We start from the raw sequence: 26,806 nt of genomic DNA on the forward strand, positions 1-26,806 counted from the left end.
CGGTTCTCGCGTCTGCAGTTTGCATGTGCTTGCTGCAGCAAGCACAATGGAAGACATGAGCAAGAACCCGCTGGCACCGCTGAGCGACAACCTCGGCGAGTACCTCAAGGAGCAGCGACAGAGCGCACGGCTCTCGGTGCGTCAGCTCTCCGACCTCGCGGGCATCTCCAACCCCTACCTCTCCCAGATCGAGCGCGGGGTGAAGCGGCCCAGCGCCGAGATCCTGCAGCAGATCGCCAAGGGCCTGTCGATCTCCGCCGAGACCCTCTACGTCCAGGCCGGGCTGCTCGACCCCAGCGAGACCCCGGAGTCGGGCGGCAACGCCACCCGGACCGCGATCCGCTCGGACGCCGCGCTGACCAGCCGGCAGCGGCAGACGCTGCTGGAGATCTACGACAGCTTCGTCGGCGCGACGAGCGAGCCGGCCGAGGCCGCCGTGCCGACCGCCGCGTCGAAGGCCCCGGCCACGACGCAGCCGGCCACGAAGAAGTCGGGCACGAAGAAGCCGGCTGCGAGGACGAGCGCCGGCACCAAGGCGAAGCCGGCGAAGAAGTCCACCGCCACGAAGGCGAAGAAGACCACGGCCAGCACGGCCGGCACGACCTCGACGGGCACCTCCCGTCGACGCACCAGCGCCGCGGGCACCCGCTCCGCGACGACGAAGACCTCGGGCGCCACCGGAGCCGCCCGCACATCGACCAGCGGACGAGGAGCTGCCGCCGGTCGCAACCGAAGGAGTGACTCATGAGCATCAGCACCACCGTCAAGAAGGTCGTCACCGACCAGGCCTACGCCACCCTCGGCGCCACCGACCTCGCCGTCGAGCAGGTCCGCACCACCGGTGACCGGATCAGCGCCGCCGGCGCCGAGCTGGCCCCGGCCAAGGTCCAGGCCCGCGTGAAGTCGGCCCCGGCCGACGCCCGCACCTTCGTCGAGAAGGGCTACGCCGACCTGACCGACCGCGGCGAGAAGCTCGCCGAGCGGATCGCCAACCAGCAGTCCACCAAGGACCTGGTCAACCAGGCCGAGTCCACCATCTCCATGGGCAAGGGCTTCGTCACCACCGTCCGCAACGCGGTCGCCGAGGTGGAGCGCTCCGCCAAGGCCACCCTGACCATCGGCCGCAACCAGGCCGAGAAGGCCGCCGAGGGCGTCGCGGACAGCGTCGAGGTCAAGACCACCGACGGCAAGACCACCGTCTCGGTCGACGCCAAGAAGGCCGAGAAGGCCGTCGAGGACTCCGCCAAGGCCACCCGCACCGCGGCCAAGCGGACCTCCACCACCGCCAAGAACGCCTCCAAGAAGAGCAGCGCCGCGGCCAAGCGGACCACCACCTCGGCCCGCAAGACCGCCAACGCCTCGAGCAAGGCCACCAAGAAGGCCGCCGAGAAGGTCGGCGACTGAGCATCACCGACCCGGAGCCACCCCTGAGGCTCCTGCCAGGGCCGCTATCGTCGCTCGCGTGAGCGCGACCCCCGGCCCGCACCCCTTGGGCGACGCCCCCGCACTGGTCCACGTGACCCGCGGGGGCGTCGTCGAGTCCGTGCACCACGCCCGCCTCGTGGTGACCGGCCCGGACGGCCGCGCCACCATCGAGCACGGCGCCGTCGCGGAGCCGGTGCTGCCCCGCTCCTGCCTCAAGCCGGTCCAGGCGCTGGCGATGGTCCGCCTCGGGCTCGACCTGCCGCCGCACCTGCTCGCCCTGGTCTGCGCCAGCCACTCCGCCGAGCCGGCCCACCGGGAGGGGGTCGCCGAGATCCTCGCCCGGGCCGGGCTGACCCCGGACGACCTCGGCAACGCCCCCGAGCTGCCGCTCGGCGAGGTCGAGCGGGCCCGCTGGATCGCCGCCGGCCGCGACCCCGAGCCGATCGCCCAGGACTGCTCCGGCAAGCACGCCGGGATGCTGCTCACCTGCCACCTGCGCGGCTGGCCCACCACCGGCTACCTCGACCCCGACCACCCGCTGCAGCAGGCCATCCGGGACACGGTCGCCGAGCGCTGCGGCCCGGTCACGGCCACCACCGTGGACGGCTGCGGGGCGCACCTCTTCGCCGTCCCGCTGATCGGCGTCGCCCGGGCGTTCGGCGGGCTGGCCGCCGCCACCGACGGGCCGGAGCGCACGGTCGCCGACGCGATGCGCGCCGCCCCGGAGATGGTCGGTGGCGAAGGGCGCGACGTCACCGCCGTGATGCGGGCCCTGCCGGGCGGCATCGCCAAGGACGGCGCCGAGTCGGTCTACGCCGCCGGGACGCCGGACGGCACCGGGATCGCGCTCAAGGTGGTCGACGGCGCCGCCACCCCACGGGCCCGGGTCGCGCTGCTCGTGGCCGCGCTGCGCGCCGGCGGGCACGACACCCCCGGGCTCGCCGCCCTCGCCGACCAGCCGGTGCTCGGCGGCGGGCGCCCGGTCGGCGCGGTGACCGCCCTCGACCTCAGCGAGGACCACGGGTGACCGGCCGATGAGGACCGTGCTGCAACGGGTCAGCGCCGCCCGGGTGCGCGTCGCCGGCGAGACCGTCGGCGAGATCGGTCCCGGGCTGGTCGCGCTGGTCGGCGCCACCCACGACGACGGCCCGGCGCAGGTGGCCACCACCGTCCGCAAGATCGCCGAGCTGCGGATCATGGCCGGCGAGACCTCGGTGCTCGACGCCGGCGGCGAGGTGCTCGTGGTCAGCCAGTTCACCCTCTACGCCGACACCCGCAAGGGCCGCCGCCCCTCCTGGGGCGCGGCCGCTCCCGGCGACGTGGCCGAGCCGCTGGTCGACGCGGTCGCCGACGGTCTGCGCGAGCGCGGCCTGACCGTCGCCACCGGCCGGTTCGGCGCCGACATGGCCGTGGACGTCCACGGCGACGGGCCGGTGACGATCCTGGTCGACGCCCCGCCCGAGCCGCCGTCGTAGGCTGAGCAGATGGCCTCCCTCGTCGGCGACATCCAGATGCTCATCATCTACGGCCTCGGCCTGGTCGCCCTGATCGTCGAGGTCTACGCGCTGCAGCACGCGCTGCGCCAGCGCCCGGACGCCTTCGTGGCCGCCGGCAAGCGGACGAAGACGTTCTGGGGGGTCGCCCTCGGCGTCGGCGCCCTGCTCGGCTTCGCGGTGCTCGGTGGGGGCATCGGTCTGCTGTCCATCATCGGCTTCGTCATCGCGGCGATCTACCTCGCCGACGTCAAGCCGGCCATCGAGCAGGTCCTCGGCCGGGGCAACCGCTCGCACGGCCGCTGGGGCTGAGCGGACCCACCAGGAGGGCCCGACCCCGCCCGCGTGCCGCCCCACCGACGCGTCCGACCGGTGGCGGCAGGAGATCACCGGCCGCGTCATGCACAATGGCGGGCGCACGTCCTGACGTCCGACCGAAGGGGGATCGTGGTGACGGGGATCGAGGACCCGCGCGAGGCGACGTTCGTCTCCGAGCGACCGTGGGGGAGCTTCCAGCAGCTCACCCTCAACGAGCCGACCACGGTGAAGATCATCACCGTCGACCCGGGCCACCGGCTGTCGCTGCAGACCCATCAGCACCGCGCCGAGCTGTGGCAGGTGCTCGACGTGCCGATCGACGTCACCGTCGGCGAGGAGACCTGGAGCGCCGCACCCGGAGAGCAGGTCTGGGTGGCCCAGGGGGCCGTGCACCGGATGGCGAACTCCGGCGAGCGCCCGGGCCGGGTCCTCGAGGTGGGCTACGGGCACTTCGACGAGGACGACATCGTCCGGCTCGAGGACGACTACTCGCGCTGACCGGCCTCCGGGCGACCCGTCTCGCCGGGTCCGCCGGACGGCGCCACCAGCGTCCACGGCACGGTCACCTCGCCGAGGCGCCACCGCTCCCGGCCGCCGATCACCGCGTGCTGCGCGGCCAGCGTGTCCACCGCGGCGAGGAAGCGCTGCCGGGCGCCGTAGGGCGCCCACCCGGCGGCACGGGACCAGGCCTCGTCGAGATCGGCGAGCAGCCGGTGCACCGGCTCCCCCGGCACGTTGCGGTGGATCAGCGCCTTGGGCAGCCGCTCGGCGACGACCGAGGGCGGCCGGTCCACCGCGAGCTCGCGCACCCGCCACGACAGCGTCAGGGTGCGCGGCCCCTCGCGCCCCAGGGTCACCCAGGACCCGAGCCGGCCGAGCTCGTCGCAGGTGCCGTCGACGACGATCCCGTCGGGGTCCAGCCGGTCCCGGAGCGTGGCCCAGGCCGCGGGCACCTCCCCTTCGTCGTACTGGCGCAGCACGTTCAGCGCCCGGATCACCCGGGCGGTGCCGCCCCCCTGCAGCGGGACCTCGAACCCGCCCCGGGCGAAGGTGAGCCCCGGCCGGGACATCGGGCGGGCGGCCTCCACCCGGTCCGGGTCGATCTCCAGCCCGACCACCTGCGCGTCCGCGCGCACCGCCCGGACCCGGGCGTGCCACTCGGCCGTGGTGGTCCCGGTGGCGCCGTACCCCAGGTCGACGAGCATCGGCGCCGGTCCGGAGGTCAGCAGCCGCCGGTGCGTGCCCAGCAGCCAGCGGTCGACCCGTCGCAGCCGGTTGGGGTTGGTGGTGCCCCGGGTGATGCTGCCGACGGGTCGGGGGCTGGGCACGTCGCCAGCCTAGGCCGCCCGCCTATGGTGGACCTCGTGTGGCGACCCGACCGACGCGTGAGCTGGAGCATGGTGGCCCTGCTCGTGTCGCTGTGCGGTGCGCTGGTCATCGGGGTGCGCACCTACGGGCCGGGCCTGGTCGGCCGCGACTCCGGGGTGCAGCTGACCCCGCCGGGCCTGCTGCAGATCGCCCCGGGCGCCAGCGGGCTGATCACCCTCGGTGACGGGCGGGCGGTCTCCCTCGACACCGGCGGTCTGACGATCAGCGACGACGGCGACACCCTCTTCCGCACCGTCCGCGGCGGCTCCCCGGTCACCGCGGTCCGCGGGGACGTCAGCGGCGAGGGCAGCGACCGCCGCGAGGACCTCGACCGTGCGGTGAGCAACCTGCAGATCGAGCGGCTGGTCACCACCACCCCGGGCGAGGTGCGCTGGACCGGGGTGCTCGTCGACGGGGACGAGCGCCTGCCGACGATCATCACCGTCCGCTACGAGGACGACGTGATCGCTCTGGACGTGCACGTCGAGGGCGCCGCCGGGGTGGTCGTGCACTCGGCCCAGGAGTCAGCCAGCAACGGTCTGGACCCGTGGCTGCCCGAGCGCGACCTCAAGCGCCGGGCGTGGTGGGTGCACGACGACGCGCCGGCCGACGACGGGGTCTACCGGCACGGGCTGAGCACCGACGTGACCGTCGGGCCGGCGCAGGTCGACCGGGCGGTGGACCTGCGCGAGGTGGGGCACACCGACATCCATGTGTGGGCGCCGACCGCCGAGCTGACCGTCACCAGCGAGCGTCAGGGGCCGGGGGCATGAGCGTGCAGCGGGTGGCCATGCTCAGCGTGCACACCTCGCCGCTGGACCAGCCGGGCAGCGGTGACGCCGGCGGCATGAACGTCTACGTCGTCGAGACCGCCCGTCAGCTGGCGGCTCGGGGGGTCGAGGTGGAGATCTTCACCCGGCGCACCGCCGCCGACCAGCCCGCGACGGTGCCGATGGCGCCCGGGGTGGTCGTCCACCACGTCGATGCCGGGCCCTACGAGGGGCTGTCGAAAGACGAGCTGCCGGGTCAGCTGTGCGCCTTCACCGCCGGGCTCAGCCGGGTGCTCGCGGCGGCGCCGGACGGCTACTACGACGTCGTGCACTCGCACTACTGGCTCTCCGGGCAGGTGGGATGGCTGGTCGCCGACCGCTGGCGGGTGCCGCTGGTGCACACCATGCACACCATGGCGCGGGTGAAGAACGCCCAGCTCGCCGCCGACGACGTGCCCGAGCCGCCCGGCCGGGAGATCGGTGAGGCCCAGGTCGTCGAGGTGGCCGACCGGCTGGTGGCCAGCACCGACCGCGAGGCCGAGGAGCTCGTCGACCTCTACGCGGCCGACCCCGCCTCGGTGGTCGTCGTGCCGCCCGGGGTGGACCTGACCACCTTCGCCCCCGGTGACCAGGATGCGGCCCGGGAGGGGCTGGCCGTCCCGGCCGACGCGCTGCTGCTGCTCTACGTCGGCCGCATCCAGCCGCTGAAGGCCCCCGACGTGCTCGTCCGGGCCGCGGCCGAGCTGCTCGAGCGGCGCCCCGAGCTGCGCGAGCGGCTGCACGTCGCCGTCCTCGGTGGAGCCTCCGGCCGGGGCCTGGAGGCGCCGGACAGCCTGCGCGAGCTGGCCGCCGAGCTCGGCGTCGACGACGTCGTGCACCTGCACCCGCCGGTCAGCCGGGAGACCCTGGCCGCCTGGTACCGCGCCGCCGACGTCGTCGCGGTCCCGTCCTACAACGAGTCCTTCGGGCTCGTCGCGGTCGAGGCGCAGGCCAGCGGCGCGGTGGTGCTCGCCGCCGACCGGGGCGGCCTGCCGACCGCCGTCGGCGACGCCGGCATCCTGCTCGGCGACCACGACTCGGCGCGGTGGGCGGCCGAGATCACCCGGGTGCTCGACGACCCGGCCCTGGCCGCCGAGCTCTCGGTGCGCGCTCGTGCGCACGCCCAGGACTTCGGCTGGGACCGCACCACCGACCGGCTGCTCGAGGTCTACCGTGGGGCGGTGGCCGAGCGCGCCGCCCGAGAGGCGACGACCAACCCCCAGGAGGCGATCCGATGACGGCCGGCAGCGACCTGAGCCCGCAGCGTGCCGAAGTGGTGAGCACCGTCCGGCAGGTGCTCCAGGACTCCGAGCTGGAGTGGGAGCACGGGGCCCGCGGCGAGGAGGAGCTCGTCGTCACCCTCCCCGGGGAGAAGAAGTTGCGCACGGTCACCTCCCTGGTGGTCGGCGAGCAGGCGCTCTCGGTGTCCGCCTTCGTCATCCGCAACGCCGACGAGAACCACGCCGAGGTCTATCGCTACCTGCTCCGGCGCAACCTGCGGATGCCGTGGCTGGCCTACGCGATCGACGCCTCCGGTGACGTCTACGTCACCGGCCGGATCCCGCTGGGCGCGGTCACCGCCGAGCTGGTGGACCAGCTCTTCGGGGTGGTGCTGGACGCCGCGGACGCGCCCTTCAACGAGCTGCTGCTGCTCGGCTTCCGCTCCTCGATGCAGAAGGAGTGGGACTGGCGGGTCAAGAACGGCGAGTCGCTGCGCAACCTCGAGGCCTTCCGCTCGGTGCTCGAGCACGACTGAACGCCTGGCTGCGCGGGCCGCGTGGTCACGGGCCGCGTCGGCCACGCTCGCGCGGCTAGGCTGGCCGCATGTCGACACTCATCCTGCTGCGTCACGGCCGCTCCGACTGGAACGAGAAGAACCTCTTCACCGGGTGGGTCGACGTCGACCTCATCGAGGCCGGCCGGTCCGAGGCGGTCCGCGGCGGGGAGCTGCTGCGCGACAACGGCCTGCTGCCGGACGTGCTGCACACCTCGCTGCTGCGCCGAGCCATCACCACCGCCAACCTCGCCCTCGACGTCTGCGACCGGCACTGGATCCCGGTACGCCGCGACTGGCGGCTCAACGAGCGGCACTACGGCGCGCTGCAGGGCCTGGACAAGGCGGCGACCCGGGAGAAGTACGGCGAGGAGCAGTTCATGCTGTGGCGCCGCTCCTTCGACACCCCGCCCCCGGAGATCGAGGCCGGCAGCGAGTACGACCAGTCCGGCGACCCGCGCTACGCGGACATCGAGGTGCCACGCACCGAGTGCCTCAAGGACGTCATCGCGCGCCTCATGCCGTACTGGGAGGGGCCGATCCAGGAGGACCTCGACGCCGGCCGGACCGTGCTGGTGACCGCGCACGGCAACAGCCTGCGGGCCCTGGTCAAGCACCTCGACGGGATCAGCGACGAGGACATCGCCGGGCTGAACATCCCCACCGGCATGCCGCTGGTCTACGAGCTCGGCGAGGACCACATGCCGACCGCGCCCGGGCGCTACCTCGACCCGGAGGCCGCCGCAGCCGAGGCGGCCGCGGTCGCCAGCCAGGGGCGCTGAGGGCCCGGCGCGACAAGCACTGAGCACGACGAGCACCCGGGCACGACGAAGGGGGTGGACCACCAGCTGGTGGTCCACCCCCTTCGTCATGCCGGTGCGGTGGAACGGGCGAGGCGAGAACCTGCGGTGGGCGAGAACCCGCGGCGGGCGAGAACCTCTCGCTTCCCGGAGAAGCCTTCCCCCGCGACCGAGCCTTTATCGGGTTACCCGATAAAGGGGGTCAGATGATGTCGTCGCGCTCGTCGACGTCGGGGAGGCCGTCGAGCTCGCCGGTGACCATGTAGTTCACCCGGCGGGCGACCGAGACGGCGTGGTCGCCGAAGCGCTCGTAGTAGCGGCCGAGCAGGGCCATGTCGACCGCGGTACCCGGGCCGTAGGTCCACGACTCGCTGGTGATCCGGGTGTACATCTCGCGGTGCAGCGCGTCGAGCTCGTCGTCGATGAGCTCGACCTCGTGCACCTCCAGGCCGTCGTGCTCGGCGACGACGACCCCGGCCTTGGCGACGATCCGGTTGGCGACGTCACCCATCCGGGTGATCAGGTCGCGCAGCTCGTCGGGGACCGCCGGCTCGGGGTAGCGCAGCCGGGTCAGCTTGGCGACGTGGCGGGCGAGGTCGCCCATCCGCTCGATCTCGCCGGACATGCGCATGGCGGTGACCACCCGGCGCAGGTCGGTGGCCACCGGAGCCTGCCGGGCGAGCAGGTCGATGGCCAGCGCGTCCAGCTCGTGGCGGGTCTGGTCGATGGTGTGGTCGTCGGCGATGACCTGCTCGGCGACCTGGACGTCGGCGTCGAGGATCGCCTGGGTGGCACGCTCGACGGCGGTGCGGACCAGGGCGCACATCTCGACGAGGTCGCTGGTGACCTGGTCGAGGTCGCCGTGGAAGACTTCACGCACTACGGGCTCCTGTGGGCAGGGTCGGCCGGGGACGCGCGCCAGCAAAGCGCGCCCGTATGAACGTACCCGGGACGCCAGGTGAACAGGCGGTAGTCACCCGTTGGCCGCCCGGGACCGCGGCGGCGCAGGTGCCCTCGCCGCGTACTCTCGGTGACGTGCAGCCAACGACCGCGGCAATCCTGGGTGGCCTCGCCGGGATCTTCCTCTCGCTGCTGGTCTGGGCTGCCATCGTCTGGAGCGACCACGAGCGGGCGGTGCCGGCCGAGCCGGAGCCCGAGCTGCCCCCGGGCGTCGGCGACGTGCTGGCCGTGCTGCGCTCCAGCGGGATCGTCGTCGACGAGGCCGGTCTGGTGGTCACGACCAGCCCGGCGGCGCTCACCTTCGGCCTGGTCCGGCACGGCCGCCTGGTGCACCCCGAGCTGGCCGAGATCGTCGACCAGGTGCGCCGCGACGGCACCATCCGCGAGCACCATCTCGACCTGGCCCGCCGCGGCGGCCTCGGGCTGACCGCGCACGTCCAGGCGCGGGTCGCCCCGCTGGGCGCCCGGCACGTGCTGCTGCTCGTCGAGGACCAGTCCCAGGCGCGCCGGGTCGAGGAGGTCCGCCGCGACTTCGTCGCCAACGTCAGCCACGAGCTGAAGACCCCGGTCGGCGGCATCGCCATCCTCGCCGAGGCGCTCGTCGACGCCAAGGACGACCCGGAGACCGTGCACCGCTTCGCCCAGCGCATGCAGACCGAGGCCAAGCGGCTCTCCGCGCTCATCCAGGAGATCGTCGAGCTCTCCCGGCTGCAGGGCGCCTCGGCGCTGCTCGACCCGGGCCTCGTCGACATCGAGGACGTCGTCCAGCTCGCCCTGGACCACCTGCGGGTCGGCGCCGAGACCAAGCGGATCACCCTCACCGACAAGGTCGCCGACGACCTCTACGTCCGCGGCGACGTCGACCTGCTGGTGACCGCGGTGCGCAACCTCGTCGGCAACGCGATCACCTACTCCGAGGCCGGCACCCAGGTGGGCGTCGGCGCCCGGCTGCGCGGCGAGACCGTCGAGATCGCCGTCACCGACCAGGGGCCCGGCATCGCGGCGGCCGAGCAGGAGCGCATCTTCGAGCGCTTCTACCGCATCGACGCGGCCCGCTCCCGGTCCACCGGCGGCACCGGCCTGGGGCTGTCCATCGTCAAGCACGTCTGCGCCAACCACGGCGGCGACGTGCAGGTCTGGAGCGACGGCGAGCACGGCTCCACCTTCACCATCCGTCTGCCGGCAGCACCAGAGTCGCTGCCCGGCCGGCCGGCGGCGAACGCACCGTCCACCCTGGACGCATCATCGAAGGAGAACGCCCGATGACCCGCATCCTCGTCGTCGAGGACGAGGTGTCCTTCTCGGACCCTCTGTCGTACCTGCTGAGCAAGGAGGGCTACGACGTCGACGTGGCCGAGGACGGCAACGCCGCCCTGGCCTCCTTCACCAGCCAGGGCGCCGATCTCGTGCTGCTCGACCTCATGCTGCCCGGGCTCTCCGGGGTCGACGTCTGCCGGGAGATCCGGGCGACCTCCAACGTCCCGGTGATCATGCTGACCGCCAAGGACGGCGAGATCGACAAGGTCGTCGGGCTGGAGATCGGCGCCGACGACTACGTCACCAAGCCGTACAGCTCGCGCGAGCTGCTGGCCCGGATCAAGGCGGTGCTGCGGCGCGGCGCCGAGCCCGAGGAGCTGGTCCCGGCGACCGTGGAGGCGGGGCCGGTGCGGATGGACGTCGAGCGGCACGTGGTCACCGTCGACGGGCAGACCACCCCGCTGCCGCTGAAGGAGTTCGAGCTGCTCGAGCTGCTGCTGCGCAACTGCGGCCGGGTGCTCACCCGGGTCCAGCTCATCGACCGGGTCTGGGGCAGCGACTACGTCGGCGACACCAAGACCCTCGACGTGCACGTCAAGCGGCTGCGGGCGAAGATCGAGCCGGACCCGGCCCGGCCGCAGCACATCGTCACCGTGCGCGGGCTGGGCTACAAGTTCGAGGCCTGAGCCGAGCGGAACCTCGGGCGACATCCCGCGGGTCGAGGTGATCGGCGCCCCCTTCGGCGGCGTGGATCACCTCGACCGGAGGCGAAGGGGAGACGGGCGAAGGGGGACAGCCGCGGGTCAGTGCCCGCCCTCGCCCTCCTCGTGCTCGCTCTCGGTGGGGCTCGGGGTCCAGCCCTCGGGGGCGTACTCCTCGTAGTAGCCGTGCGGCTCGAGCAGCGGCACCGCGGCGGTGGTCTCGTCCGCGCCGGTGCTCATCGCCAGCTCGACGACGTCGCCGGGATTCGCCTCGCCCTGCCCCAGCGAGACGGTCTCGCCGTCGCCGGAGATCTGCACGATCTCGCCGGCCGGGACCTCGATCTCGACGTTCTCCGCCTGGCCGCCGACGGTCAGGGTGACCGCCTCGCTGCCGGAGTTCTCCACGGCACCGGTGAGCGTCGCCTCGCTCGTCTCGCGGCCGCCGACCAGCGCCAGGCTGCGGATGTCGACGTCGCCGAGGTCGACGTTGACGCCGTCGCTGGGGTCCATCGTCTCGGCGGTCTGGACCGGGGAGTTCACCCCGCAGCCGGTCGCCCCGGCCAGCGCGACCAGGGTCAGGGCCATACCGCCACGGTGCAGGAGGGAGCGCTTCACGGGGGCCAGCCTACCGGCGCAGCAACGGCTGTCGTGGACAGGTCGCCGGGCGTGCGTGACGGGCTCCGGCAGCCCCGCCACCAGGCCAGGTGTCGACGGGCGCGGCCCGTCTCGGATGGCGAGCGGTGGAGTCTAGGGCGGGGTGAGGTGAGCATGACCTACGACACGCCGTGATAATCTGGAGGTCGCGAAAGGGGAATCCTCCATATGGTTTTCAAGGTCGGCGAGACGGTCGTGTACCCCCATCACGGGGCAGCGCTCATCGAAGAGATCAAGGTCCGCACCATCAAGGGTGTGGAGAAGCAGTACCTCAAGCTGAAGGTCGCCCAGGGCGATCTCACCATCGAGGTTCCCGCAGAGAACTGCGACCTCGTCGGCGTCCGGGACGTCGTCAACAAGGAGGGCCTGGACCGCGTCTTCGAGGTGCTGCGCACCCCGCACGCGGAGGAGCCGACCAACTGGTCGCGCCGCTACAAGGCCAACCTCGAGAAGCTCGCCTCCGGCGACGTCATCAAGGTCGCCGAGGTCGTCCGTGACCTGTGGCGCCGCGAGCAGGACCGGGGCCTGTCCGCCGGCGAGAAGCGGATGCTGGCCAAGGCCCGGCAGATCCTCGTCTCCGAGCTGGCGCTGGCCGAGAAGACCGACGAGGACAAGGCCGAGGTCATGCTCGACGAGGTCCTCGCCTCCTGAGGCAGCCCCGCTGAGCACCGACGACTGCACGCACGACGCCCGCACCCTCGAGGGTGCGGGCGTCGTCGTCGTCGCCGCCGGGTCCGGCACCCGCCTCGGGGCGGACCGGCCCAAGGCCTTCGTCGAGGTCGGCGGCGACAGCCTCATCGAGCACGCCCTGCACGTCATCGCCGTCACCGGGATCGGCGAGGTCGTGCTCGTCGTGCCCGCCGACCGGGTCGCGCACGCGCAGGAGATGGTCGAGCTCGAGACCGGCTGCGGCTGCGTGCACGCCACGGTGGTCGCCGGCGGGGCCGAGCGCACCGACTCGGTGGCGGCCGGGCTGGCCGCGCTGCCGCCGCAGACCGAGGTGGTGCTCGTCCACGACGCGGCGCGCTGCCTCACCCCGCCGGAGGTCTTCACCCGGGTCGTCGACGCGGTGCGCGCCGGCGCGGCCGGGGTGGTCCCCGGGCTGCCGGTCGTGGACACCATCAAGGTCGTCGACGAGCGCGGCGTCATCACCGCCACCCCCGAGCGTGCCGGGCTGCGCGCGGTGCAGACCCCGCAGGGCTTCGCCGCCGACGTGCTCCGCGCGGCCTACGCCAGCGCCACCACGGCCACCGACGACGCCGCCCTCGTCGAGGCGCTGGGCCACGAGGTGGTCGTGGTCGAGGGTCACCCGCACGCCTTCAAGATCACCGGCCCGGCCGACCTGGCCGACGCCGAGCGCCTGCTGGCGCAGATGCGGTGACGCAGATGCGGTGACCCGGATCACCTCTCACACAGGGCTGCCGGCGCCTGTGAGGTGATGGTTACGGGCGTTTTACCGCCGCTGCCCGCCCCGCGTAACACGAGGTGAGCAGGGTGTGCTGCTGAGCGTCCCCGCCCTGGGGGACGACGGCGAAGGAGTGGCCCGATGACCCTCAGCGGCACGCCCCCGCAGGCACCGGACGGCACGACCACGGCCGCCGCGGCCGGCCCGAGCTCCGCGGCGCCGGCCACCGGCAGCGACGACAGCTTCGGCCTGGTCACCACCCCCGGCCGCTGGATCGAGGGCTGGGACCCGGAGAACCGCGGCCAGTGGCTCGCCCGCGGACGACGGATCGCCCGGCGCAACCTCGGCTGGTCGGTCTACGCCGAGTTCCTCGGCTTCTGCGTCTGGGCGGTGTGGAGCGTCGTCGTCCCGCAGCTCAACGACGCCGGCTTCGCGCTCAGCCTCGACCAGCAGTTCTGGCTCATCGCCCTGCCCAGCCTCGTCGGGGCGACGCTGCGGGTGCCCTACACCTTCGCCGTGCCGCTGGTCGGCGGCCGCAACTGGACGATCATCAGCTCGCTGCTGCTCATCCTCCCGGCCACCGCGCTGGCCGTCGTCGTCACCCGGCCGGAGACCTCCTTCGGCGTCCTGCTGCTCTGCGCGGCCCTGGCCGGGTTCGGCGGCGGCAACTTCGCCAGCTCGATGACGAACATCTCCTTCTTCTACCCGGAGGCGGAGAAGGGCAAGGCGCTGGGCATCAACGCCGCCGGCGGCAACCTCGGGACCGGCATCGTCCAGATGCTCGTGCCGCTGGTCATCACCATCGGTGCCGGGGTCCACCTGGAGCGGGCCGGGCTCGTCTTCGTCCCGCTGGCCCTGATCAGCGCGATCGCCGCCTGGCGCGGCATGGACAACCTGCGCGGCACGACCAACGACGTCGGCGCCTTCGCCGTGGCGCTGCGCCACCCGCACACCTGGATCATCTCCTTCCTCTACATCGGCACCTTCGGCTCGTTCATCGGCTACGCCGGTGCCTTCCCGACCCTGCTGGCCACCCAGTTCCCCGAGGCGCCGACCTCGCTGGCCTTCGTCGGCGCGATCATCGGCGCCGTCTCCCGGCCGCTCGGCGGGTCGCTGGCGGACAAGGTCGGCGGCGCCCGGCTGACCATCGTCGCCCTGCTCGGCCTGGCCGTCGGCGCGCTCGGCGCCATCGCCGCCCTGCGGGCGGAGAGCTTCGTCGGCTTCTTCGCCGCCTTCCTGCTGCTCTTCACCTGCTCCGGGATCGGCAACGGCTCGACCTACCGGATGATCCCGGCGGTCTTCCGCTCCGGCGTCAGCGCCGCCGACCTGCCGGTGGCCCGCAAGGCCGCGGCCGGGTGCATCGGCATCGCCGGTGCGGTGGGTGCCTTCGGCGGCTTCTTCATCCCCCGCGGCTTCGCCATGAGCACGAACGCCGTCGGCACCCTCGAGCCCGCGCTGCTCGTCTTCGTCGGGGCCTACCTGCTCATGGCCGCGCTCACCTGGACCGTCTACCGCCGCCGTGGCGCGGCCCTGGCGGCCGAGTCCATCTGATGACCGCGACCACCCCGGCGCCGACGGCGCTGCGCACCGTCGACAGCCACTGCCCGTACTGCGCGCTGCAGTGCGGGCAGCGGCTGCGGCCGACCACCGACGGGGTCGAGGTCGCGCCACGGGAGTGGCCCACCAGCGGCGGCGGGATGTGCCAGAAGGGGTGGACCAGCGCCTCCGTGCTCACCGCGCCCGGGCGCCTGGTCACCCCGTGGATACGCCCGGCGAAGGGGGCCCCGCTGCAGCCGGTCAGCTGGGACGCCGCGCTCACCCGGGTCGCCGACGGCATCCGTGAGGTGCAGGCCGCCCACGGCCACGACGCGGTCGCCGTCTTCGGCGGGGGCGGGCTGACCAACGAGAAGGCCTACACCCTGGGCAAGTGGACCCGCACGGTGCTGCGCAGCCGCTCCATCGACTACAACGGGCGCTTCTGCATGTCCTCGGCCGCGGCGGCCGCCAACCGCCAGCTCGGGATGGACCGCGGGCTGCCCTTCCCGCTGACCGACGTCGCCGGGGCGCAGGCGGTGCTGCTGCTGGGCAGCAACCTCGCCGAGACCATGCCGCCGGCGGTCGGCCACCTCACCGGGGCCCGCGGCGCCGGCGGGCTCGTCGTCGTCGACCCGCGGCGCAGCGTCACCGCCGAGCTCACCGACGACGGCGCCGGGGTGCACCTCGACCCGGTCCCCGGCACCGACATCGTCGTGCTGCTGGCGCTCATCCACGTCGTGCTCGCCGAGGGGCTCGCCGACGAGGACTACCTGACGGCGCGGACCACCGGGCTGGAGGACCTGCGCCGCAGCGCCTCCCGGTGGTGGCCGGAGCGGGCCGAGCAGGTCTGCGGGGTGCCGGCCGGTCGGCTGCGGGCGGTCGCCCGCACCCTGGCCGTCGCCGCGCCCGGGCACGGTGGGGCGGGCGCCTACATCCTCACCGGGCGCGGCGTGGAGCAGTCCAGCCACGGCACGGACACGGTCACCGCGGCGATCGACCTGGCGCTGCTGCTCGGGCTGGTCGGCCGGCGCGGCAGCGGCTACGGCGCGATCACCGGGCAGGGCAACGGTCAGGGCGGCCGCGAGCACGGGCAGAAGGCCGACCAGCTGCCCGGCTACCGCTCGATCGAGGACCCGGCCGCCCGGGCGCACGTCGCCGCGGTCTGGGGCGTCGACCCGGACGACCTGCCCGGCAAGGGGCCGGCGGCGATCGCGCTGCTCCGCTCGCTCGGCGAGGAGGGCGGCCCCCGGGCGCTGCTCGTGCACGGCGCGAACGTGCGGGTCAGCGTGCCCGGGGCCACCGACGTCGACCGGCGGCTGGCGGCGCTGGACCTGCTCGTCGTCGCCGACGTCGTCATGTCCGAGACCGCGCAGGCCGCCGACGTCGTGCTGCCGGTGACCCAGTGGGCCGAGGAGGAGGGGACGATGACCAACCTCGACGGGCGGGTGATCCGCCGTCGCCGCGCCGTGCAGCCGCCGGCGGGGGTGCGCACCGAGCTCGAGGTGTGGGCCGAGCTGGCCGACCGGCTGGGCTCGGGGGTGCGGATCGAGACGGAGGCGTCGGCCGTCTTCGACGAGCTCGCCCGGGCCAGCGCCGGCGGGGTCGCCGACTACTCCGGCATCGACCACGCCCGGCTCGACGCCGGCGAGGTGCTGCACTGGCCCTGCCCGGCGACGGGCGTCGGGCAGGCCGCCCACCCGGGCACCCCGCGCCCCTTCGCCGACGGCTTCCCCACCCCGGACGGGCGGGCCCGGCTGCTGCCGGTGACCTGGCGCCCGGCCAGCGACGACCGCCGCCCGGGGGCCCCGGTGCGGCTGCTCACCGGGAGGGTGCTGGCGCACTACCAGTCCGGCGCGCAGACCCGTCGGGTGCCCGAGCTCGAGGAGGCGGCCGGGGCCCCCTTCGTCGAGATCCACCCCACCCACGCCGCGGAGATCGGCGTCGCCGAGGGCGACCTGGTCCGACTGGCCGGGGCGCACGGCGAGGCCGTCGCCCAGGCGCGGGTCAGCGACCGGGTGCGCCCGGGCGAGGTCTTCATGGCCTTCCACTGGAGCGGCGAGGGGCAGGCCAACCGGCTGATCGGCGACGCCGTCGATCCGGTCAGCTCGATGCCCGAGCTCAAGCTCGCCGCGGTCACCGTCACCCGGGTCGGTGCCCGATGAGGCTGGTCGTCGTCGGCGGCGGCATGGTCGGCGCGCGGCTCGTCGAGGACCTCGTCGCCGGGGACGGCGACGGACGCTTCACCATCACCGTGCTCGGCGACGAGCCCGGCCCGAGCTACAACCGGGTGCTGCTCTCCGAGGTCGTCGCCGGCCGGGCCAGCGAGGAGTCCATCCGCTCGGCACCGCTGACCCACCCCCGGGTCCGGCACGTCACCGCGGCCGCCACCCGGATCGACCGGCAGGACCGGGTCGTCGTCGACAGCACCGGCGAGCGTCACCGCTACGACTTCCTCGTGCTGGCCACCGGGGCCGCCGCGCGGGTGCCCGAGGTCCCCGGGCTGGACCCGCTGCCGGGCGGGGTGCACGTGCTGCGCTCCCTCGCCGACGCCCGGGAGGTCGTCGCGGGCTGCGCCGACGCCACCCGTGCGGTCGTCGTCGGGGGCGGGGTGCTCGGCCTCGAGGTCGCCACCGGGCTGCGCGGCCGGGGGCTCGGCGTCTCGGTCGTCCACCCGGGCGGCTCGGTGATGGACCGCCAGCTCGACGCCGGCGCCGGCGGGGTCGTCGACCTGGCCATGGACGACCTCGGCATCGGCCGCCACCTCGGGGTCGGGCTGGCCCAGGTGCGCAGCGAGGCCGGGAGCATCACCGGTGTCGGGCTGAGCGACGAGCGGGTGGTGCCGACCGACCTCGTCGTCATCACCGCCGGGACGCAGCCCCGGACCGGGCTCGCCGAGCGCGCCGGGCTGCCGGTGCGCCGCGGGATCGTCGTGGGCGACGACCTGGCGAGCCCCGACGACCGGCGGATCTTCGCGGTCGGTGACTGCGCCGAGCCGCCGGAGGGCGGCAGCGGGCTGGTCGCTCAGGGCTGGGCCCAGGCCGAGCGCCTGGTGCACCGGCTGCTCGACCGCACCGGCGCGGGCGCCACCGCGGCACCGGCGGCGCCCGACGACGTCGTGAAGGTCAAGTCCGCGACCCTCGACGTGGTGACCATGGGGCTCAGCGGGCCCGGCGCCCGCCGCCCCGACGACCGCGCGCTGACCCTCTCCGATCCCGGCGCGGGGAGGCACCTGGAGGTGGTCGTCCGCGACGGCCGGCTGGTCGCCGCCACCTGCGTCGGCGCGGGCGAGCTGGCCACCCGGCTGGTGCTCGCCTACACCCAGCGCGAGCCGGTGCCGGCCGACCCGGCGCACCTGCTGCTGCCGGTGCGCCAGCCCGTCGCGGCTCCCGCCGACCCCGGCGCCCAGGTGGTCTGCCGGTGCACCGGGGTCAGCCGAGCCCGGATCGAGCAGGCCGTCGCCGACGGCGCGCAGGACGTGGCGGCGGTCTCGGCCACCACCCGCGCGGCCACCGGGTGCGGTGGCTGCCGGGACGAGGTGTGCGCGCTGGTGCGCGACCTCACCGCCGTCCCGGCCGAGGCGTGAGGGGAGTTTTACGACCGTGAAACACCGAGGTTGCCCACCCGGTAACACCCCCTTCGTAGAGTCCCGGCCATGAGCACCGAGACCCCCTCGCAGACAGGCCGACGGCACCTCGTCGTCGTCGGTGGCGGCATGGTCGCCCGACGTCTCGTCGACGCGATGATCGACCGCGGCGCCGCCGCCGACTGGCAGGTCACCGTGCTGGCCGAGGAGCCGCGCGCCCCCTACGACCGGGTGGCCCTCACCTCCTACTTCACCGGCCGGGACCCCGACGACCTGGCCCTCGGCGACCAAGAGCTGTGGGCGCACGAGGCGGTCACCCTGCGCCGCGGGGTCGCCGTCACCGGGCTGGACCGGCAGGCCCGCACGGTCAGCACCAGCGACGGCCGCACCCTCGGTTACGACCACCTCGTGCTGGCCACCGGCAGCCGGGCCGCGGTGCCGCCGGTGCCCGGCACCGACCTCACCGGCTGCTTCGTCTACCGCACCATCGACGACGTCGCCGCGCTGCGCCAGGACGTCGAGTCGCTGCGCCCCCGGGTGGGGGAGCGGCCGGTCCGCGGGGTCGTCGTCGGCGGCGGCCTGCTCGGCCTGGAGGCCGCCGGGGCGCTGCGGGCGCTGGAGGTCGAGACCACCGTCGTGGAGTTCGCCGACCGGCTCATGCCGCTGCAGGTGGACGCCGGCGGCGGCGAGGCGCTGCGTCGGCTCATCGAGGGCCTCGGGGTCAGCGTTCGCACCTCGACCGCCACCTCCAAGATCACCTCGCGCCGGGGCCGGGTGCACCGCATGCACGTCGGCGACGGGGACCCGCTGCCGGTCGACGTCGTCGTCCTGGCCACCGGGGTGCGCCCCCGCGACGAGCTGGCCCGGGAGAGCGGGCTGCCGGTCGGCGAGCGTGGCGGGGTGCTCGTCGACGACGGCTGCCGCACCGAGGACCCGGCGGTCTCGGCGATCGGCGAGGTGGCCTGCATCGGCGGCGCGGTCTGGGGGATCGTCGCGCCCGGCTACGCCATGGCCGAGGTGGCCGCGGACCGGCTGCTCGGCGGCAGCGCCACCTTCCCCGGGGCGGACACCGCCACCAAGCTCAAGCTGCTCGGCGTCGACGTCGCCAGCTTCGGCGACGCCTTCGCCGCCGCCGAGGACACCCTCGAGGTGACCATCTCCGACCCGGTGGCCGGGGTCTACAAGAAGCTCGTCATGAGCGACGACGCCCGCACCCTGCGCGGCGGGATGCTCGTCGGCGACGCCAGCGCCTACGCCGGGCTGCGCCCGATGCTGGACCGCGAGCTCGGCGGGGACCCGTCGGCCTACCTGCTGCCCGAGGGGGCCGCCGCACCCACCGGCGACGGGCTGCCGGACGAGGCCACGGTCTGCTCGTGCAACAACGTCAGCGCCGGCGAGATCCGCTCCGCGGTCTGCGACGGGGGGTGCACCGACCTGCCCGCGGTCACCGGCTGCACCAAGGCCGGCACCTCGTGCGGCTCCTGCCTGCCGCTGGTGAAGTCGCTGGTCACCGACGAGCTGAGCAAGGCCGGGATCGAGGTGAGCAACGCCCTCTGCGAGCACTTCGAGCTCTCCCGCGCGCAGCTCTTCGACGTCGTCAAGGTCACCGGGCTGACCACCTTCACCGAGGTGGTCGAGCGCCACGGAACCGGGCGCGGCTGCGACATCTGCCGGCCGACGGTCGCCTCGATCCTCTCCTCGCTGGGTCGCGGGCACGTCCTCGACGGGGAGAACGCCACCCTCCAGGACACCAACGACCACGTCATGGCGAACATGCAGAAGGACGGCACCTACTCCGTCGTCCCGCGCGTGCCCGGCGGCGAGATCACCCCCGAGGGGCTCATCGCCATCGGCGAGGTCGCCCGCGAGTTCGGGCTCTACACGAAGATCACCGGCGGGCAGCGGATCGACCTCTTCGGCGCCCGGCTGGACCAGCTACCGGTGATCTGGGAGCGGCTCATCGCGCACGGCTTCGAGTCCGGGCACGCCTACGGCAAGTCGCTGCGCACCGTGAAGTCGTGCGTCGGCTCCACCTGGTGCCGCTTCGGGGTGCAGGACTCGGTCGGCCTCGCGGTGGCGCTCGAGGAGCGCTACCGCGGGCTGCGCAGCCCGCACAAGATCAAGCTCGGGGTCTCCGGGTGCGCCCGGGAGTGCGCCGAGGCCCGCGGCAAGGACGTCGGCGTCATCGCCACCGAGAAGGGGTGGAACGTCTACGTCGGCGGCAACGGCGGCTTCACCCCCAAGCACGCGGTGCTGCTGGCCGAGGACCTGGACACCGAGACCCTGGTGCGCACCATCGACCGCTTCCTCATGTACTACGTCACCACCGCCGACCGGCTGCAGCGCACCGCGCCCTGGGTGGCCGGCTACGAAGGAGGCCTGGACGCGCTGCGCGAGGTGCTGCTCGAGGACAGCCTGGGCATCGGCGCCGAGCTGGACACGATGATGGCCGAGCACGTCGGGGCCTACGAGGACGAGTGGGCGGCCACCCTCGCCGACCCGGAGAAGCTGGCCCGGTTCACCCCCTTCGTCAACGCGCCGGAGACGGTCGACGACTCCCTGGCCTACGTCGCCGAGCGCGGCCAGGCCCGCCCCGCCACCGCGCAGGAGCGCGACGGATCAGCCGGCCCGGTGCTCGTCGCCGGCTCCACCCTGGAGGTGCGTTCCTCATGACCGCGACGACCGGACCGACGACCGGAGCGACGGCCGCAGCGACGGGCGCCACCGTGGACGTGTGCGCGCTGGAGGCGCTGGTGCCCGAGCGTGGTGCCGCCGCGATGGTCGAGGGCCAGCAGGTGGCCCTGGTGCGGCTGCATGACGGACAGGTCGCCGCCGTCCAGCAGCGCGACCCCTACTCTGGCGCGATGGTCCTCTCACGCGGTCTCGTGGGCACCCGGGGCGATCGCCCGGTGCTCATCTCGCCGATGTACAAGCAGGCCTTCGACCTCGAGACCGGGGCGTGCCTGGACAGCAAGGGCGAGGAGCCGCGCGACCTCACGGTGCACGACTGCCAGGTCGTCGCCGGGCGGGTGCACGTGCGCCTCGCCGGCGCGCGATGACCCGCCCCGGCATCCTCGGGCTGCGCCGCGCCCGCACCCACCGCCGTCCTGGCCCGGGTCGGGTGCTGGTCGTGGGCGGCGGCCCCGGGGCGGAGGACCTCATCACCGTGCGGGCCGCCCGGGCGCTGGCCGAGGCGGACGTCGTCGTCACCGACCGGCTCGGCCCCAGCGGTCTGCTCAGCGACCTGCCGCCGCACGTCGAGGTCATCGACGTCGGGAAGGCGCCAGGCCACCACCGGGCCACCCAGGAGGAGATCAACGCGCTGCTCGTCGAGCGCGCCGGCCGCGGGCTGGTCGTCGTCCGGCTGAAGGGGGGAGACCCCTTCGTCTTCGGGCGCGGCGGCGAGGAGGTCCGGGCCTGCCGGGCGGCCGGCGTCGACGTCGAGGTCGTGCCGGGGCTGAGCAGCGCGGTGGCGGTGCCGGCGCTCGGCGACGTGCCGGTGACCCACCGCGGCCTGGTCTCGGGCGCGCTGGTGGTGCACGGCCACGACGAGCTGCCGGAGTCGGCCCGCGCGGTGGCCGCGGTCGGCGGCAGCACCATCGTCATCCTCATGGGGGTCATGCACCTCGCCCGGCACGCCGCCGACCTGGTCGCGGCCGGTGCCGACCCGGCGACGCCGGTGGCCGTCGTCGAGGAGGGCAGCACGCCCCGGCAGCGGGTGGTGCGCGCCGACCTGGGCAGCATCGGCGAGGTCGCGGCGCATGCCCAGGTCCGCTCGCCCGCGGTGATCGTCGTCGGGGAGGTCGCCGCCGAGGGCTTCCTCGGCGAGATCAGCACGGTCGCGACGGACGTCGCGGCGAGCGCCTGACGTGGCCGCCCTGGGGCAGGCCCTCGCCGGCGTCACCGCCCTGGTCACCGCCGACCGCCGCGCCGACGACCTCGGTGCGGCGCTGGAGCGTCGCGGCGCCCGGGTGCTGCACACCCCGGCGATGACGATCATCCCGACCACCGAGGACGAGCAGGTCGTCGAGCGCACCCGCGAGCTCATCGCCCGGCCCCCGGACGTCGTCGTGGTGACCACGGCCATCGGGCTGCGGGCCTGGGTGGAGGCGGCCGACGCGGCCGGGCTGGGGGCGCGGCTGGTCGAGGTGCTGGCCGGTGCCCGGGTGCTCGTCCGCGGGCCCAAGGCGCAGGGCGCCGCGCAGGCGGTCGGGCTCACCCCGGACTGGATCGCCGAGTCGGAGACCACCGCCGAGATCACCGAGATGCTCCTGGACGACGGGGTGCGCGGCCGCCGGGTGGCGGTGCAGCACCACGGCGCGGGGGCGGACGGGCTGGACGAGGCGGTCGCGGCCGCGGGAGCCGAGGTGGTGGCCGTCGAGGTCTACCGCTGGGGTCCCCCGCCGGACCAGCAGGCGGTCGACGACGGGGTCCGTCAGGTGGCCGCCGGGCAGGTGGACGTCGTGCTCTTCACCTCCGCCCCGGCGGCGGAGGCGTGGATGCGCCGGGCCGAGGAGATCGGGGTGGTCGATCAGGTCGTCGGGGCGGAACGGGTGACCTACGCGGCGGTGGGGCCGACGACGGCCGGGCCGCTGCGGCGGCGGGGGATCGAGCCGCTGGTGCCGGACCGCAGCCGGCTGGGCGCGCTGGTGCGCGCGGTGGTGCACCACGTCGAGGAGCACCGGGAGACCGCGGTGACCACGGTGGCCGGTCAGCTGCACGTGCGCTCCTCGGTGGCGCTGCTCGAGGACCGGGTGCTGCCGCTGTCGCCGTCTGCGCTTGCCGTGCTGCGGCTGCTCGTCGACCGTGGCGGCGCGGTGGTCACCCGCGAGGAGGTGCTCGAGGTGCTGCCCGGCAGCTCGCAGGACCCGCACACCGCGGAGGTCGCCGTCGGCCGGCTGCGCACCGCGCTGGAGGACAAGCGGGTGGTGCAGACGGTGGTCAAGCGCGGCTACCGGCTCGCGCTGGCCGAGCCAACCACCGCCCCCGCACCCCCCTCCCAGATCGGACAGTCCTAGGACTGTCGCCCCGGACCGCCTGCGCGCGCGGTCCTGGGCGACGGTGCCGGTCCTTCGTCGTTGCGTGGACCTTGTGGTGGCGACGTGGCCGTCTGGTGCGTGCTCGCGTCTCGGCTCAGCGCCCGGTCTTCTCGCGGTGGCTGCACCCAGGCCAGCAGCACGGTCGGCGCATGCCCTCCTCGAGCTCCTCGATGGTGCGGCGCACCCGGCGCTCGCGGGTCGCCGGCTGCTTGGCGTCCTCGACCCAGCAGATGAACTCGTTGCGCGCGAGCACGGTGATGTCCTCCCACGCTGCACCGGCCTCGGCGCTGGCGGAGAGGGCCTGGCGAAGGTCGTCGGGCAGGGTGTGCACCGCGCCGTCGCTGAGGGTGCCCGTGCCCGTGCCGCTGCTCGCACCGCCGCTCGTGCCGCTGCTCATGCCGTCCAGTGTGCCCCTCGGCCCGCGGCCCGGACAGTCGTGGCCCGGCCGGCTGGCACACTGCCCGCATGACGCAGCTGCCGAGGGTCGGGGTCGGGGTCGACGTGCACGCGCTGGCGCCTGCGGACAGTGCCCGTGAGCTGTGGGTCGCCGGTCTGCGCTGGCCCGGGGAGCGCGGGCTGGACGGGCACTCCGATGCCGACGTGGCCGCGCACGCCTGCTGCGACGCCCTCTTCTCCGCGGCCGGGATCGGCGACCTCGGCGCCCACTTCGGCACCTCCCGGCCCGAGCTGGCCGGCGCCTCCGGGACGACCCTGCTGGCCGAGGCCGCACGCCTGGTGCGAGCGGCCGGCTTCGAGATCGGCAACGTGGCGGTCCAGGTCGTCGGCAACCGGCCGAAGGTGGGGACCCGCCGGGAGGAGGCCGAGGCGGCCCTGTCGGCCGCCTGCGGCGCGCCGGTGTCGGTGAGCGGCACCACCACCGACGGTCTCGGGCTCACCGGGCGGGGCGAGGGGTGCGCGGCGATCGCCACCGCCCTGGTCGTCGCCGCGGGCTGAGCCGCCGTCAGCAGACGGTGGCCAGCCGACGGTGGCCAACCGACGGCGGCTCAGCCGCCGGCGGGTGCCGCGACGAGCCCCGCCCAGGCCTCGACCACCGGTCGCCAGGCCGCGACGACCTCGTCGGCGCCCTCCGTCACGCGGCGCAGCATCGCCTCACGGTCCACGTCGGCGGGCGGCGGGTTCGTGGTCGCCCACGCGGCGAGCATGTCGGCGCTCGCCTCGGGGTGGCCCTGGATGCCCCAGACCGTCGCGGCGAAGCGGACCATCATGAGGTCGCCGAGGTCGTTGCGGGCCAGCACCTCGCTGCCGTCGGGCAGGTCGAGGACGACGTCGGTGTTCCACTGCGGCACCGCCGAGGTGGGCGCCAGCGCCGCGGCCAGCGGGTCGCCGCCCCCTTCGCCGGCCGCGGTGCGGGTCACCTCGTGCAGGCCGACGGTGTGCCCGGACGGGTTGCGCCCGATCCGACCGCCGAGCGCGACCGCCGCGATCTGGTGGCCGAGGCAGATCCCGAGCACCGGCCGCGACCGGGCCGCCGCGTCCGCGACCAGTGCCCGGGTGGCCGGCAGCCAGGGACCGTCCTCGTCGTCGGTGGCGCCCACGGTGCCGCCGAGGACGAGCAGGCCGTCGTGCTCGAGGCGCCCGGGGAGGGGGTCGCCGAGGTCGGGACGGCGGACGTCGAGGGTGAGGCTGCTCCCTTCGAGCCAGGCACCCACCCGGGCCGGCGGGCAGGTCTCCTGGTGCTGGATCACGAGCACCGTGCTCATCGGCGGACCTCGACGGAGTCGGCACGGGTGAGAGCGACGATCATGCGGCGAGACTAGCCCGGCCGCCGACACGTCAGAGAACCTCTCTCTCACCCGAGAAGCCTTCTCCGGGGACCGAGCCTTTATCGGGTTACCCGATAAAGGCAGGATGGGGCGGGAGAGTGCACGCCGAGCCGAAGGAGATCGTCATGCCGCAGACCGTCAAGGGTGTCGTCGCCCGCACGAAGGGGGCCGAGGTCGAGCTGCTCGACGTCGTCGTCCCCGACCCGGGACCGGGTGAGGCCGTCGTCGACATCCGCTCCTGCGGGGTCTGCCACACCGACCTGCACTACCGCGAAGGGGGCATCAACGACGAGTTCCCGTTCCTCCTCGGGCACGAGGCCGCCGGCGTCGTCGAGGCCGTCGGCGAGGGCGTCACCGAGGTCGCCCCGGGCGACTTCGTCGTCCTCAACTGGCGCGCCGTCTGCGGCCAGTGCCGCGCCTGCGCCAAGGGCAAGCCCTGGTACTGCTTCGCCACCCACAACGCCGAGCAGAAGATGACCCTCGCCGACACCGGCGAGGAGCTCTCCCCGGCGCTGGGCATCGGCGCCTTCATCGAGAAGACCCTGGTCGCCGCCGGCCAGTGCACCAAGGTCGACCCGGAGGCGGACGCCGCCGCCGTCGGCCTGCTCGGCTGCGGCGTCATGGCCGGCTTCGGCGCGGCCGTCAACACCGGCGGCGTCACCCGCGGCGACTCGGTCGCCGTCATCGGCTGCGGCGGCGTCGGGGACGCGGCCATCGCCGGGGCGCACGTGGCCGGGGCGACGACGATCGTCGCCGTGGACCGCGACCCCCGCAAGCTCGAGACGGCGAAGGGCTTCGGCGCCACCCACACCGTCGACGCCAGCAGCGAGGACGTCGTCGAGCGGGTCCGCGAGCTCACCGGCGGCTTCGGCGCGGACGTCGTCGTCGAGGCGGTGGGGCTGCCGCAGACCTACGAGCAGGCCTTCTACGCCCGCGACCTCGCCGGCACCCTGGTGCTCGTCGGGGTGCCCACCCCGGAGAAGGAGGTGACCCTGCCGATGATCGAGATGTTCGGGCGCGGCGGGGCGCTGAAGTCCAGCTGGTACGGCGACTGCCTGCCCAGCCGCGACTTCCCGATGCTCGTCGACCTCTACCAGCAGGGCCGCTTCGACCTGGACGCCTTCGTCACCGAGCGGATCGGTCTCGGCGACGTCGAGGCCGCCTTCGCCAAGATGCACGGCGGTGACGTGCTCCGCTCGGTGGTGGTGCTCTGATGACCGCACGCATCGAGCACCTGACCACCTCGGGCACCTTCGAGCTGGACGGCGGCTCCTGGGAGGTCGACAACAACGTGTGGCTGGTCGGCGACGACGAGGAGGTCGTCGTCATCGACGCCGGCCACGAGGCCGCGCCGATCCTGGAGCAGGTCGGCGAGCGCCGGGTGGTCGCCGTGGTCTGCACGCACGCCCACAACGACCACGTGAACGCGGCCGCCGAGGTCGCCGACGCCTCGGTCGCCCCGATCCTGCTGCACCCGGCCGAGGCGCCGCTGTGGGAGATGACCTATCCCGATCGGCAGCCCGACGGCGAGCTGACCGACGGGCAGACGATCACCGTCGCCGGCACCGAGCTCGAGGTGCGGCACACCCCCGGCCACTCGCCGGGCGCCTGCTGCCTCTACGCACCGGAGCTCGGCGTGCTCTTCTCCGGGGACACCCTCTTCAACGGGGGTCCCGGCGCGACCGGTCGCTCCTACAGCGACTTCCCGACGATCGTGGCGTCGATCACCGACCGGCTGCTCGGGCTGCCGCCGGAGACGCAGGTGCGCACCGGGCACGGCGACAGCACCACCATCGGCGACGAGGCGCCGCACCGGCAGGAGTGGCTCGACCGCGGCCACTGAGCCCACCCCGACCAGCACCCACCCACGCACCGACGACGAACGGGTCGAGGTGATCCA

General features: G+C 74.3%; 29 protein-coding genes. 24 read left to right on the plus strand and 5 right to left on the minus strand.

From position 1 onward, the window contains the following. Positions 1–55: 55 nt before the first annotated feature. From BJY28_RS06940 to BJY28_RS06965, 6 genes are all read left to right on the plus strand, one after another. Positions 56–748 carry a helix-turn-helix domain-containing protein gene (locus tag BJY28_RS06940; protein WP_179462357.1) on the plus strand — a complete coding sequence of 231 codons (693 nt, stop codon included), beginning with the start codon at positions 56–58 and terminating at the stop codon, positions 746–748. Next, the gene (locus BJY28_RS06945; RefSeq protein ID WP_179462358.1) at positions 745–1,404 is read left to right on the plus strand and encodes a hypothetical protein; all 660 of its coding nucleotides are present in this window, start codon (positions 745–747) and stop codon (positions 1,402–1,404) included. The genes BJY28_RS06940 and BJY28_RS06945 overlap by 4 nt, the downstream gene beginning before the upstream one ends. A gap of 58 nt (positions 1,405–1,462) precedes the next feature. Beyond that, entirely contained in the window at positions 1,463–2,452 is a 990-nt protein-coding gene (locus BJY28_RS06950; protein WP_179462359.1) for an asparaginase, read from the plus strand. 7 nt (positions 2,453–2,459) lie between these two features. Next, positions 2,460–2,900, plus strand: a complete 441-nt coding sequence (dtd, locus tag BJY28_RS06955) for a D-aminoacyl-tRNA deacylase (RefSeq protein ID WP_179462360.1) — start codon at positions 2,460–2,462, stop codon at positions 2,898–2,900. Between the two features lie 9 nt (positions 2,901–2,909). Then, on the plus strand, positions 2,910–3,230 hold the full coding sequence (locus BJY28_RS06960) for a DUF2516 family protein (protein ID WP_179462361.1): 321 nt from the start codon (positions 2,910–2,912) through the stop codon (positions 3,228–3,230). Positions 3,231–3,368: 138 nt separating this feature from the next. Beyond that, positions 3,369–3,734: a cupin domain-containing protein gene (locus BJY28_RS06965; protein WP_179462362.1), complete on the plus strand. Its 366-nt coding sequence runs from the start codon at positions 3,369–3,371 to the stop codon at positions 3,732–3,734. On the opposite strand, the gene BJY28_RS06970 is transcribed toward BJY28_RS06965, so the two are convergent. Continuing rightward, on the minus strand, positions 3,722–4,564 hold the full coding sequence (locus BJY28_RS06970) for an O-methyltransferase (protein WP_179462363.1): 843 nt from the start codon (positions 4,562–4,564) through the stop codon (positions 3,722–3,724). The genes BJY28_RS06965 and BJY28_RS06970 overlap by 13 nt on opposite strands. Before the next feature lie 57 nt (positions 4,565–4,621). Between BJY28_RS06970 and BJY28_RS06975 the strand changes: the two genes are divergently transcribed. The 4 genes from BJY28_RS06975 (at position 4,622) to BJY28_RS06990 (ending at position 7,969) form a co-directional block, all read left to right on the plus strand. Next, positions 4,622–5,377 (plus strand): hypothetical protein, encoded by a 756-nt coding sequence (locus BJY28_RS06975; protein ID WP_179462364.1) that lies wholly within the window; start codon positions 4,622–4,624, stop codon positions 5,375–5,377. Further along, entirely contained in the window at positions 5,374–6,651 is a 1,278-nt protein-coding gene (gene mshA / locus BJY28_RS06980; RefSeq protein ID WP_179462365.1) for a D-inositol-3-phosphate glycosyltransferase, read from the plus strand. The genes BJY28_RS06975 and mshA overlap by 4 nt, the downstream gene beginning before the upstream one ends. Further along, positions 6,648–7,169 (plus strand): type III secretion system chaperone family protein, encoded by a 522-nt coding sequence (locus BJY28_RS06985; RefSeq protein ID WP_179462366.1) that lies wholly within the window; start codon positions 6,648–6,650, stop codon positions 7,167–7,169. The genes mshA and BJY28_RS06985 overlap by 4 nt, the downstream gene beginning before the upstream one ends. A gap of 68 nt (positions 7,170–7,237) precedes the next feature. Beyond that, a complete protein-coding gene (locus BJY28_RS06990) occupies positions 7,238–7,969 on the plus strand; it encodes a phosphoglyceromutase (protein WP_179462367.1) in 732 nt (243 codons plus the stop codon). A gap of 220 nt (positions 7,970–8,189) precedes the next feature. Here the strand turns inward: BJY28_RS06990 and phoU are convergent, their stop codons facing one another. Further along, positions 8,190–8,867 carry a phosphate signaling complex protein PhoU gene (phoU, locus tag BJY28_RS06995; RefSeq protein WP_179462368.1) on the minus strand — a complete coding sequence of 226 codons (678 nt, stop codon included), beginning with the start codon at positions 8,865–8,867 and terminating at the stop codon, positions 8,190–8,192. A gap of 155 nt (positions 8,868–9,022) precedes the next feature. Between phoU and BJY28_RS07000 the strand changes: the two genes are divergently transcribed. Then, complete coding sequence (locus BJY28_RS07000; RefSeq protein ID WP_179462369.1) at positions 9,023–10,213, plus strand: ATP-binding protein; 1,191 nt, start codon at positions 9,023–9,025, stop codon at positions 10,211–10,213. After that, complete coding sequence (locus BJY28_RS07005) at positions 10,210–10,890, plus strand: response regulator transcription factor (protein ID WP_179462370.1); 681 nt, start codon at positions 10,210–10,212, stop codon at positions 10,888–10,890. Before BJY28_RS07000 ends, BJY28_RS07005 begins: the two co-directional genes overlap by 4 nt. A gap of 117 nt (positions 10,891–11,007) precedes the next feature. Here BJY28_RS07005 and BJY28_RS07010 read toward each other — a convergent pair whose 3' ends face one another. Further along, on the minus strand, positions 11,008–11,520 hold the full coding sequence (locus BJY28_RS07010) for a hypothetical protein (protein WP_179462371.1): 513 nt from the start codon (positions 11,518–11,520) through the stop codon (positions 11,008–11,010). A 207-nt stretch (positions 11,521–11,727) separates the two neighbouring features. Here BJY28_RS07010 and BJY28_RS07015 point away from each other — a divergent pair, with 207 nt between their 5' ends. The 9 genes from BJY28_RS07015 (at position 11,728) to BJY28_RS07055 (ending at position 23,101) form a co-directional block, all read left to right on the plus strand. Continuing rightward, positions 11,728–12,210: a CarD family transcriptional regulator gene (locus tag BJY28_RS07015; protein WP_179462372.1), complete on the plus strand. Its 483-nt coding sequence runs from the start codon at positions 11,728–11,730 to the stop codon at positions 12,208–12,210. A 10-nt stretch (positions 12,211–12,220) separates the two neighbouring features. Beyond that, entirely contained in the window at positions 12,221–12,940 is a 720-nt protein-coding gene (gene ispD / locus BJY28_RS07020) for a 2-C-methyl-D-erythritol 4-phosphate cytidylyltransferase (RefSeq protein ID WP_179463994.1), read from the plus strand. Between the two features lie 165 nt (positions 12,941–13,105). Beyond that, positions 13,106–14,515 carry an MFS transporter gene (locus BJY28_RS07025; RefSeq protein ID WP_179462373.1) on the plus strand — a complete coding sequence of 470 codons (1,410 nt, stop codon included), beginning with the start codon at positions 13,106–13,108 and terminating at the stop codon, positions 14,513–14,515. Next, a complete protein-coding gene (locus BJY28_RS07030; RefSeq protein ID WP_179462374.1) occupies positions 14,515–16,662 on the plus strand; it encodes a molybdopterin oxidoreductase family protein in 2,148 nt (715 codons plus the stop codon). Before BJY28_RS07025 ends, BJY28_RS07030 begins: the two co-directional genes overlap by 1 nt. Next, complete coding sequence (locus tag BJY28_RS07035; RefSeq protein WP_179462375.1) at positions 16,659–18,083, plus strand: FAD-dependent oxidoreductase; 1,425 nt, start codon at positions 16,659–16,661, stop codon at positions 18,081–18,083. The genes BJY28_RS07030 and BJY28_RS07035 overlap by 4 nt, the downstream gene beginning before the upstream one ends. A gap of 69 nt (positions 18,084–18,152) precedes the next feature. After that, positions 18,153–20,756, plus strand: a complete 2,604-nt coding sequence (gene nirB / locus BJY28_RS07040) for a nitrite reductase large subunit NirB (RefSeq protein WP_179462376.1) — start codon at positions 18,153–18,155, stop codon at positions 20,754–20,756. Continuing rightward, positions 20,753–21,142, plus strand: a complete 390-nt coding sequence (nirD, locus tag BJY28_RS07045) for a nitrite reductase small subunit NirD (protein ID WP_179462377.1) — start codon at positions 20,753–20,755, stop codon at positions 21,140–21,142. Before nirB ends, nirD begins: the two co-directional genes overlap by 4 nt. Further along, positions 21,139–21,951, plus strand: coding sequence for a uroporphyrinogen-III C-methyltransferase (gene cobA / locus BJY28_RS07050; protein ID WP_179462378.1), 813 nt, complete (start codon positions 21,139–21,141; stop codon positions 21,949–21,951). Before nirD ends, cobA begins: the two co-directional genes overlap by 4 nt. Position 21,952: 1 nt before the next feature. After that, positions 21,953–23,101, plus strand: coding sequence for a uroporphyrinogen-III synthase (locus tag BJY28_RS07055; RefSeq protein ID WP_179462379.1), 1,149 nt, complete (start codon positions 21,953–21,955; stop codon positions 23,099–23,101). 115 nt (positions 23,102–23,216) lie between these two features. On the opposite strand, the gene BJY28_RS07060 is transcribed toward BJY28_RS07055, so the two are convergent. Beyond that, complete coding sequence (locus BJY28_RS07060) at positions 23,217–23,519, minus strand: YdeI/OmpD-associated family protein (protein ID WP_179462380.1); 303 nt, start codon at positions 23,517–23,519, stop codon at positions 23,217–23,219. Positions 23,520–23,587: 68 nt separating this feature from the next. Between BJY28_RS07060 and ispF the strand changes: the two genes are divergently transcribed. Then, complete coding sequence (gene ispF, locus BJY28_RS07065; RefSeq protein ID WP_179462381.1) at positions 23,588–24,076, plus strand: 2-C-methyl-D-erythritol 2,4-cyclodiphosphate synthase; 489 nt, start codon at positions 23,588–23,590, stop codon at positions 24,074–24,076. 50 nt (positions 24,077–24,126) lie between these two features. Here the strand turns inward: ispF and BJY28_RS07070 are convergent, their stop codons facing one another. Continuing rightward, positions 24,127–24,843 carry a type 1 glutamine amidotransferase gene (locus tag BJY28_RS07070; protein ID WP_179462382.1) on the minus strand — a complete coding sequence of 239 codons (717 nt, stop codon included), beginning with the start codon at positions 24,841–24,843 and terminating at the stop codon, positions 24,127–24,129. A gap of 188 nt (positions 24,844–25,031) precedes the next feature. On the opposite strand from BJY28_RS07070, the gene BJY28_RS07075 reads away from it, so the two are divergent. Together BJY28_RS07075 and BJY28_RS07080 are read left to right on the plus strand one after the other, a co-directional pair. Continuing rightward, positions 25,032–26,120, plus strand: coding sequence for an S-(hydroxymethyl)mycothiol dehydrogenase (locus BJY28_RS07075; protein WP_179462383.1), 1,089 nt, complete (start codon positions 25,032–25,034; stop codon positions 26,118–26,120). After that, on the plus strand, positions 26,120–26,749 hold the full coding sequence (locus tag BJY28_RS07080) for an MBL fold metallo-hydrolase (protein WP_179462384.1): 630 nt from the start codon (positions 26,120–26,122) through the stop codon (positions 26,747–26,749). Before BJY28_RS07075 ends, BJY28_RS07080 begins: the two co-directional genes overlap by 1 nt. Positions 26,750–26,806 lie beyond the last annotated feature (57 nt).

Origin of the sequence: Janibacter alkaliphilus, assembly GCF_013408565.1 — a bacterium.
Classification (GTDB): domain Bacteria; phylum Actinomycetota; class Actinomycetes; order Actinomycetales; family Dermatophilaceae; genus Janibacter; species Janibacter alkaliphilus.

Excerpts from the sequence above, each read along its gene's own strand:
- BJY28_RS06940 (WP_179462357.1), top strand. The coding sequence starts at position 56 with ATGAGCAAGAACCCGCTGGCACCGCTGAGCGACAACCTCGGCGAGTAC.
- BJY28_RS06945 (WP_179462358.1), top strand. The coding sequence starts at position 745 with ATGAGCATCAGCACCACCGTCAAGAAGGTCGTCACCGACCAGGCCTAC.
- dtd (WP_179462360.1), top strand. The coding sequence starts at position 2,460 with ATGAGGACCGTGCTGCAACGGGTCAGCGCCGCCCGGGTGCGCGTCGCC.
- BJY28_RS06960 (WP_179462361.1), top strand. The coding sequence starts at position 2,910 with ATGGCCTCCCTCGTCGGCGACATCCAGATGCTCATCATCTACGGCCTC.
- mshA (WP_179462365.1), top strand. The coding sequence starts at position 5,374 with ATGAGCGTGCAGCGGGTGGCCATGCTCAGCGTGCACACCTCGCCGCTG.
- BJY28_RS06985 (WP_179462366.1), top strand. The coding sequence starts at position 6,648 with ATGACGGCCGGCAGCGACCTGAGCCCGCAGCGTGCCGAAGTGGTGAGC.
- BJY28_RS06990 (WP_179462367.1), top strand. The coding sequence starts at position 7,238 with ATGTCGACACTCATCCTGCTGCGTCACGGCCGCTCCGACTGGAACGAG.
- BJY28_RS07005 (WP_179462370.1), top strand. The coding sequence starts at position 10,210 with ATGACCCGCATCCTCGTCGTCGAGGACGAGGTGTCCTTCTCGGACCCT.
- BJY28_RS07015 (WP_179462372.1), top strand. The coding sequence starts at position 11,728 with ATGGTTTTCAAGGTCGGCGAGACGGTCGTGTACCCCCATCACGGGGCA.
- BJY28_RS07025 (WP_179462373.1), top strand. The coding sequence starts at position 13,106 with ATGACCCTCAGCGGCACGCCCCCGCAGGCACCGGACGGCACGACCACG.
- BJY28_RS07030 (WP_179462374.1), top strand. The coding sequence starts at position 14,515 with ATGACCGCGACCACCCCGGCGCCGACGGCGCTGCGCACCGTCGACAGC.
- BJY28_RS07035 (WP_179462375.1), top strand. The coding sequence starts at position 16,659 with ATGAGGCTGGTCGTCGTCGGCGGCGGCATGGTCGGCGCGCGGCTCGTC.
- nirB (WP_179462376.1), top strand. The coding sequence starts at position 18,153 with ATGAGCACCGAGACCCCCTCGCAGACAGGCCGACGGCACCTCGTCGTC.
- nirD (WP_179462377.1), top strand. The coding sequence starts at position 20,753 with ATGACCGCGACGACCGGACCGACGACCGGAGCGACGGCCGCAGCGACG.
- cobA (WP_179462378.1), top strand. The coding sequence starts at position 21,139 with ATGACCCGCCCCGGCATCCTCGGGCTGCGCCGCGCCCGCACCCACCGC.
- BJY28_RS07060 (WP_179462380.1), bottom strand. The coding sequence starts at position 23,519 with ATGAGCAGCGGCACGAGCGGCGGTGCGAGCAGCGGCACGGGCACGGGC.
- ispF (WP_179462381.1), top strand. The coding sequence starts at position 23,588 with ATGACGCAGCTGCCGAGGGTCGGGGTCGGGGTCGACGTGCACGCGCTG.
- BJY28_RS07070 (WP_179462382.1), bottom strand. The coding sequence starts at position 24,843 with ATGAGCACGGTGCTCGTGATCCAGCACCAGGAGACCTGCCCGCCGGCC.
- BJY28_RS07075 (WP_179462383.1), top strand. The coding sequence starts at position 25,032 with ATGCCGCAGACCGTCAAGGGTGTCGTCGCCCGCACGAAGGGGGCCGAG.
- BJY28_RS07080 (WP_179462384.1), top strand. The coding sequence starts at position 26,120 with ATGACCGCACGCATCGAGCACCTGACCACCTCGGGCACCTTCGAGCTG.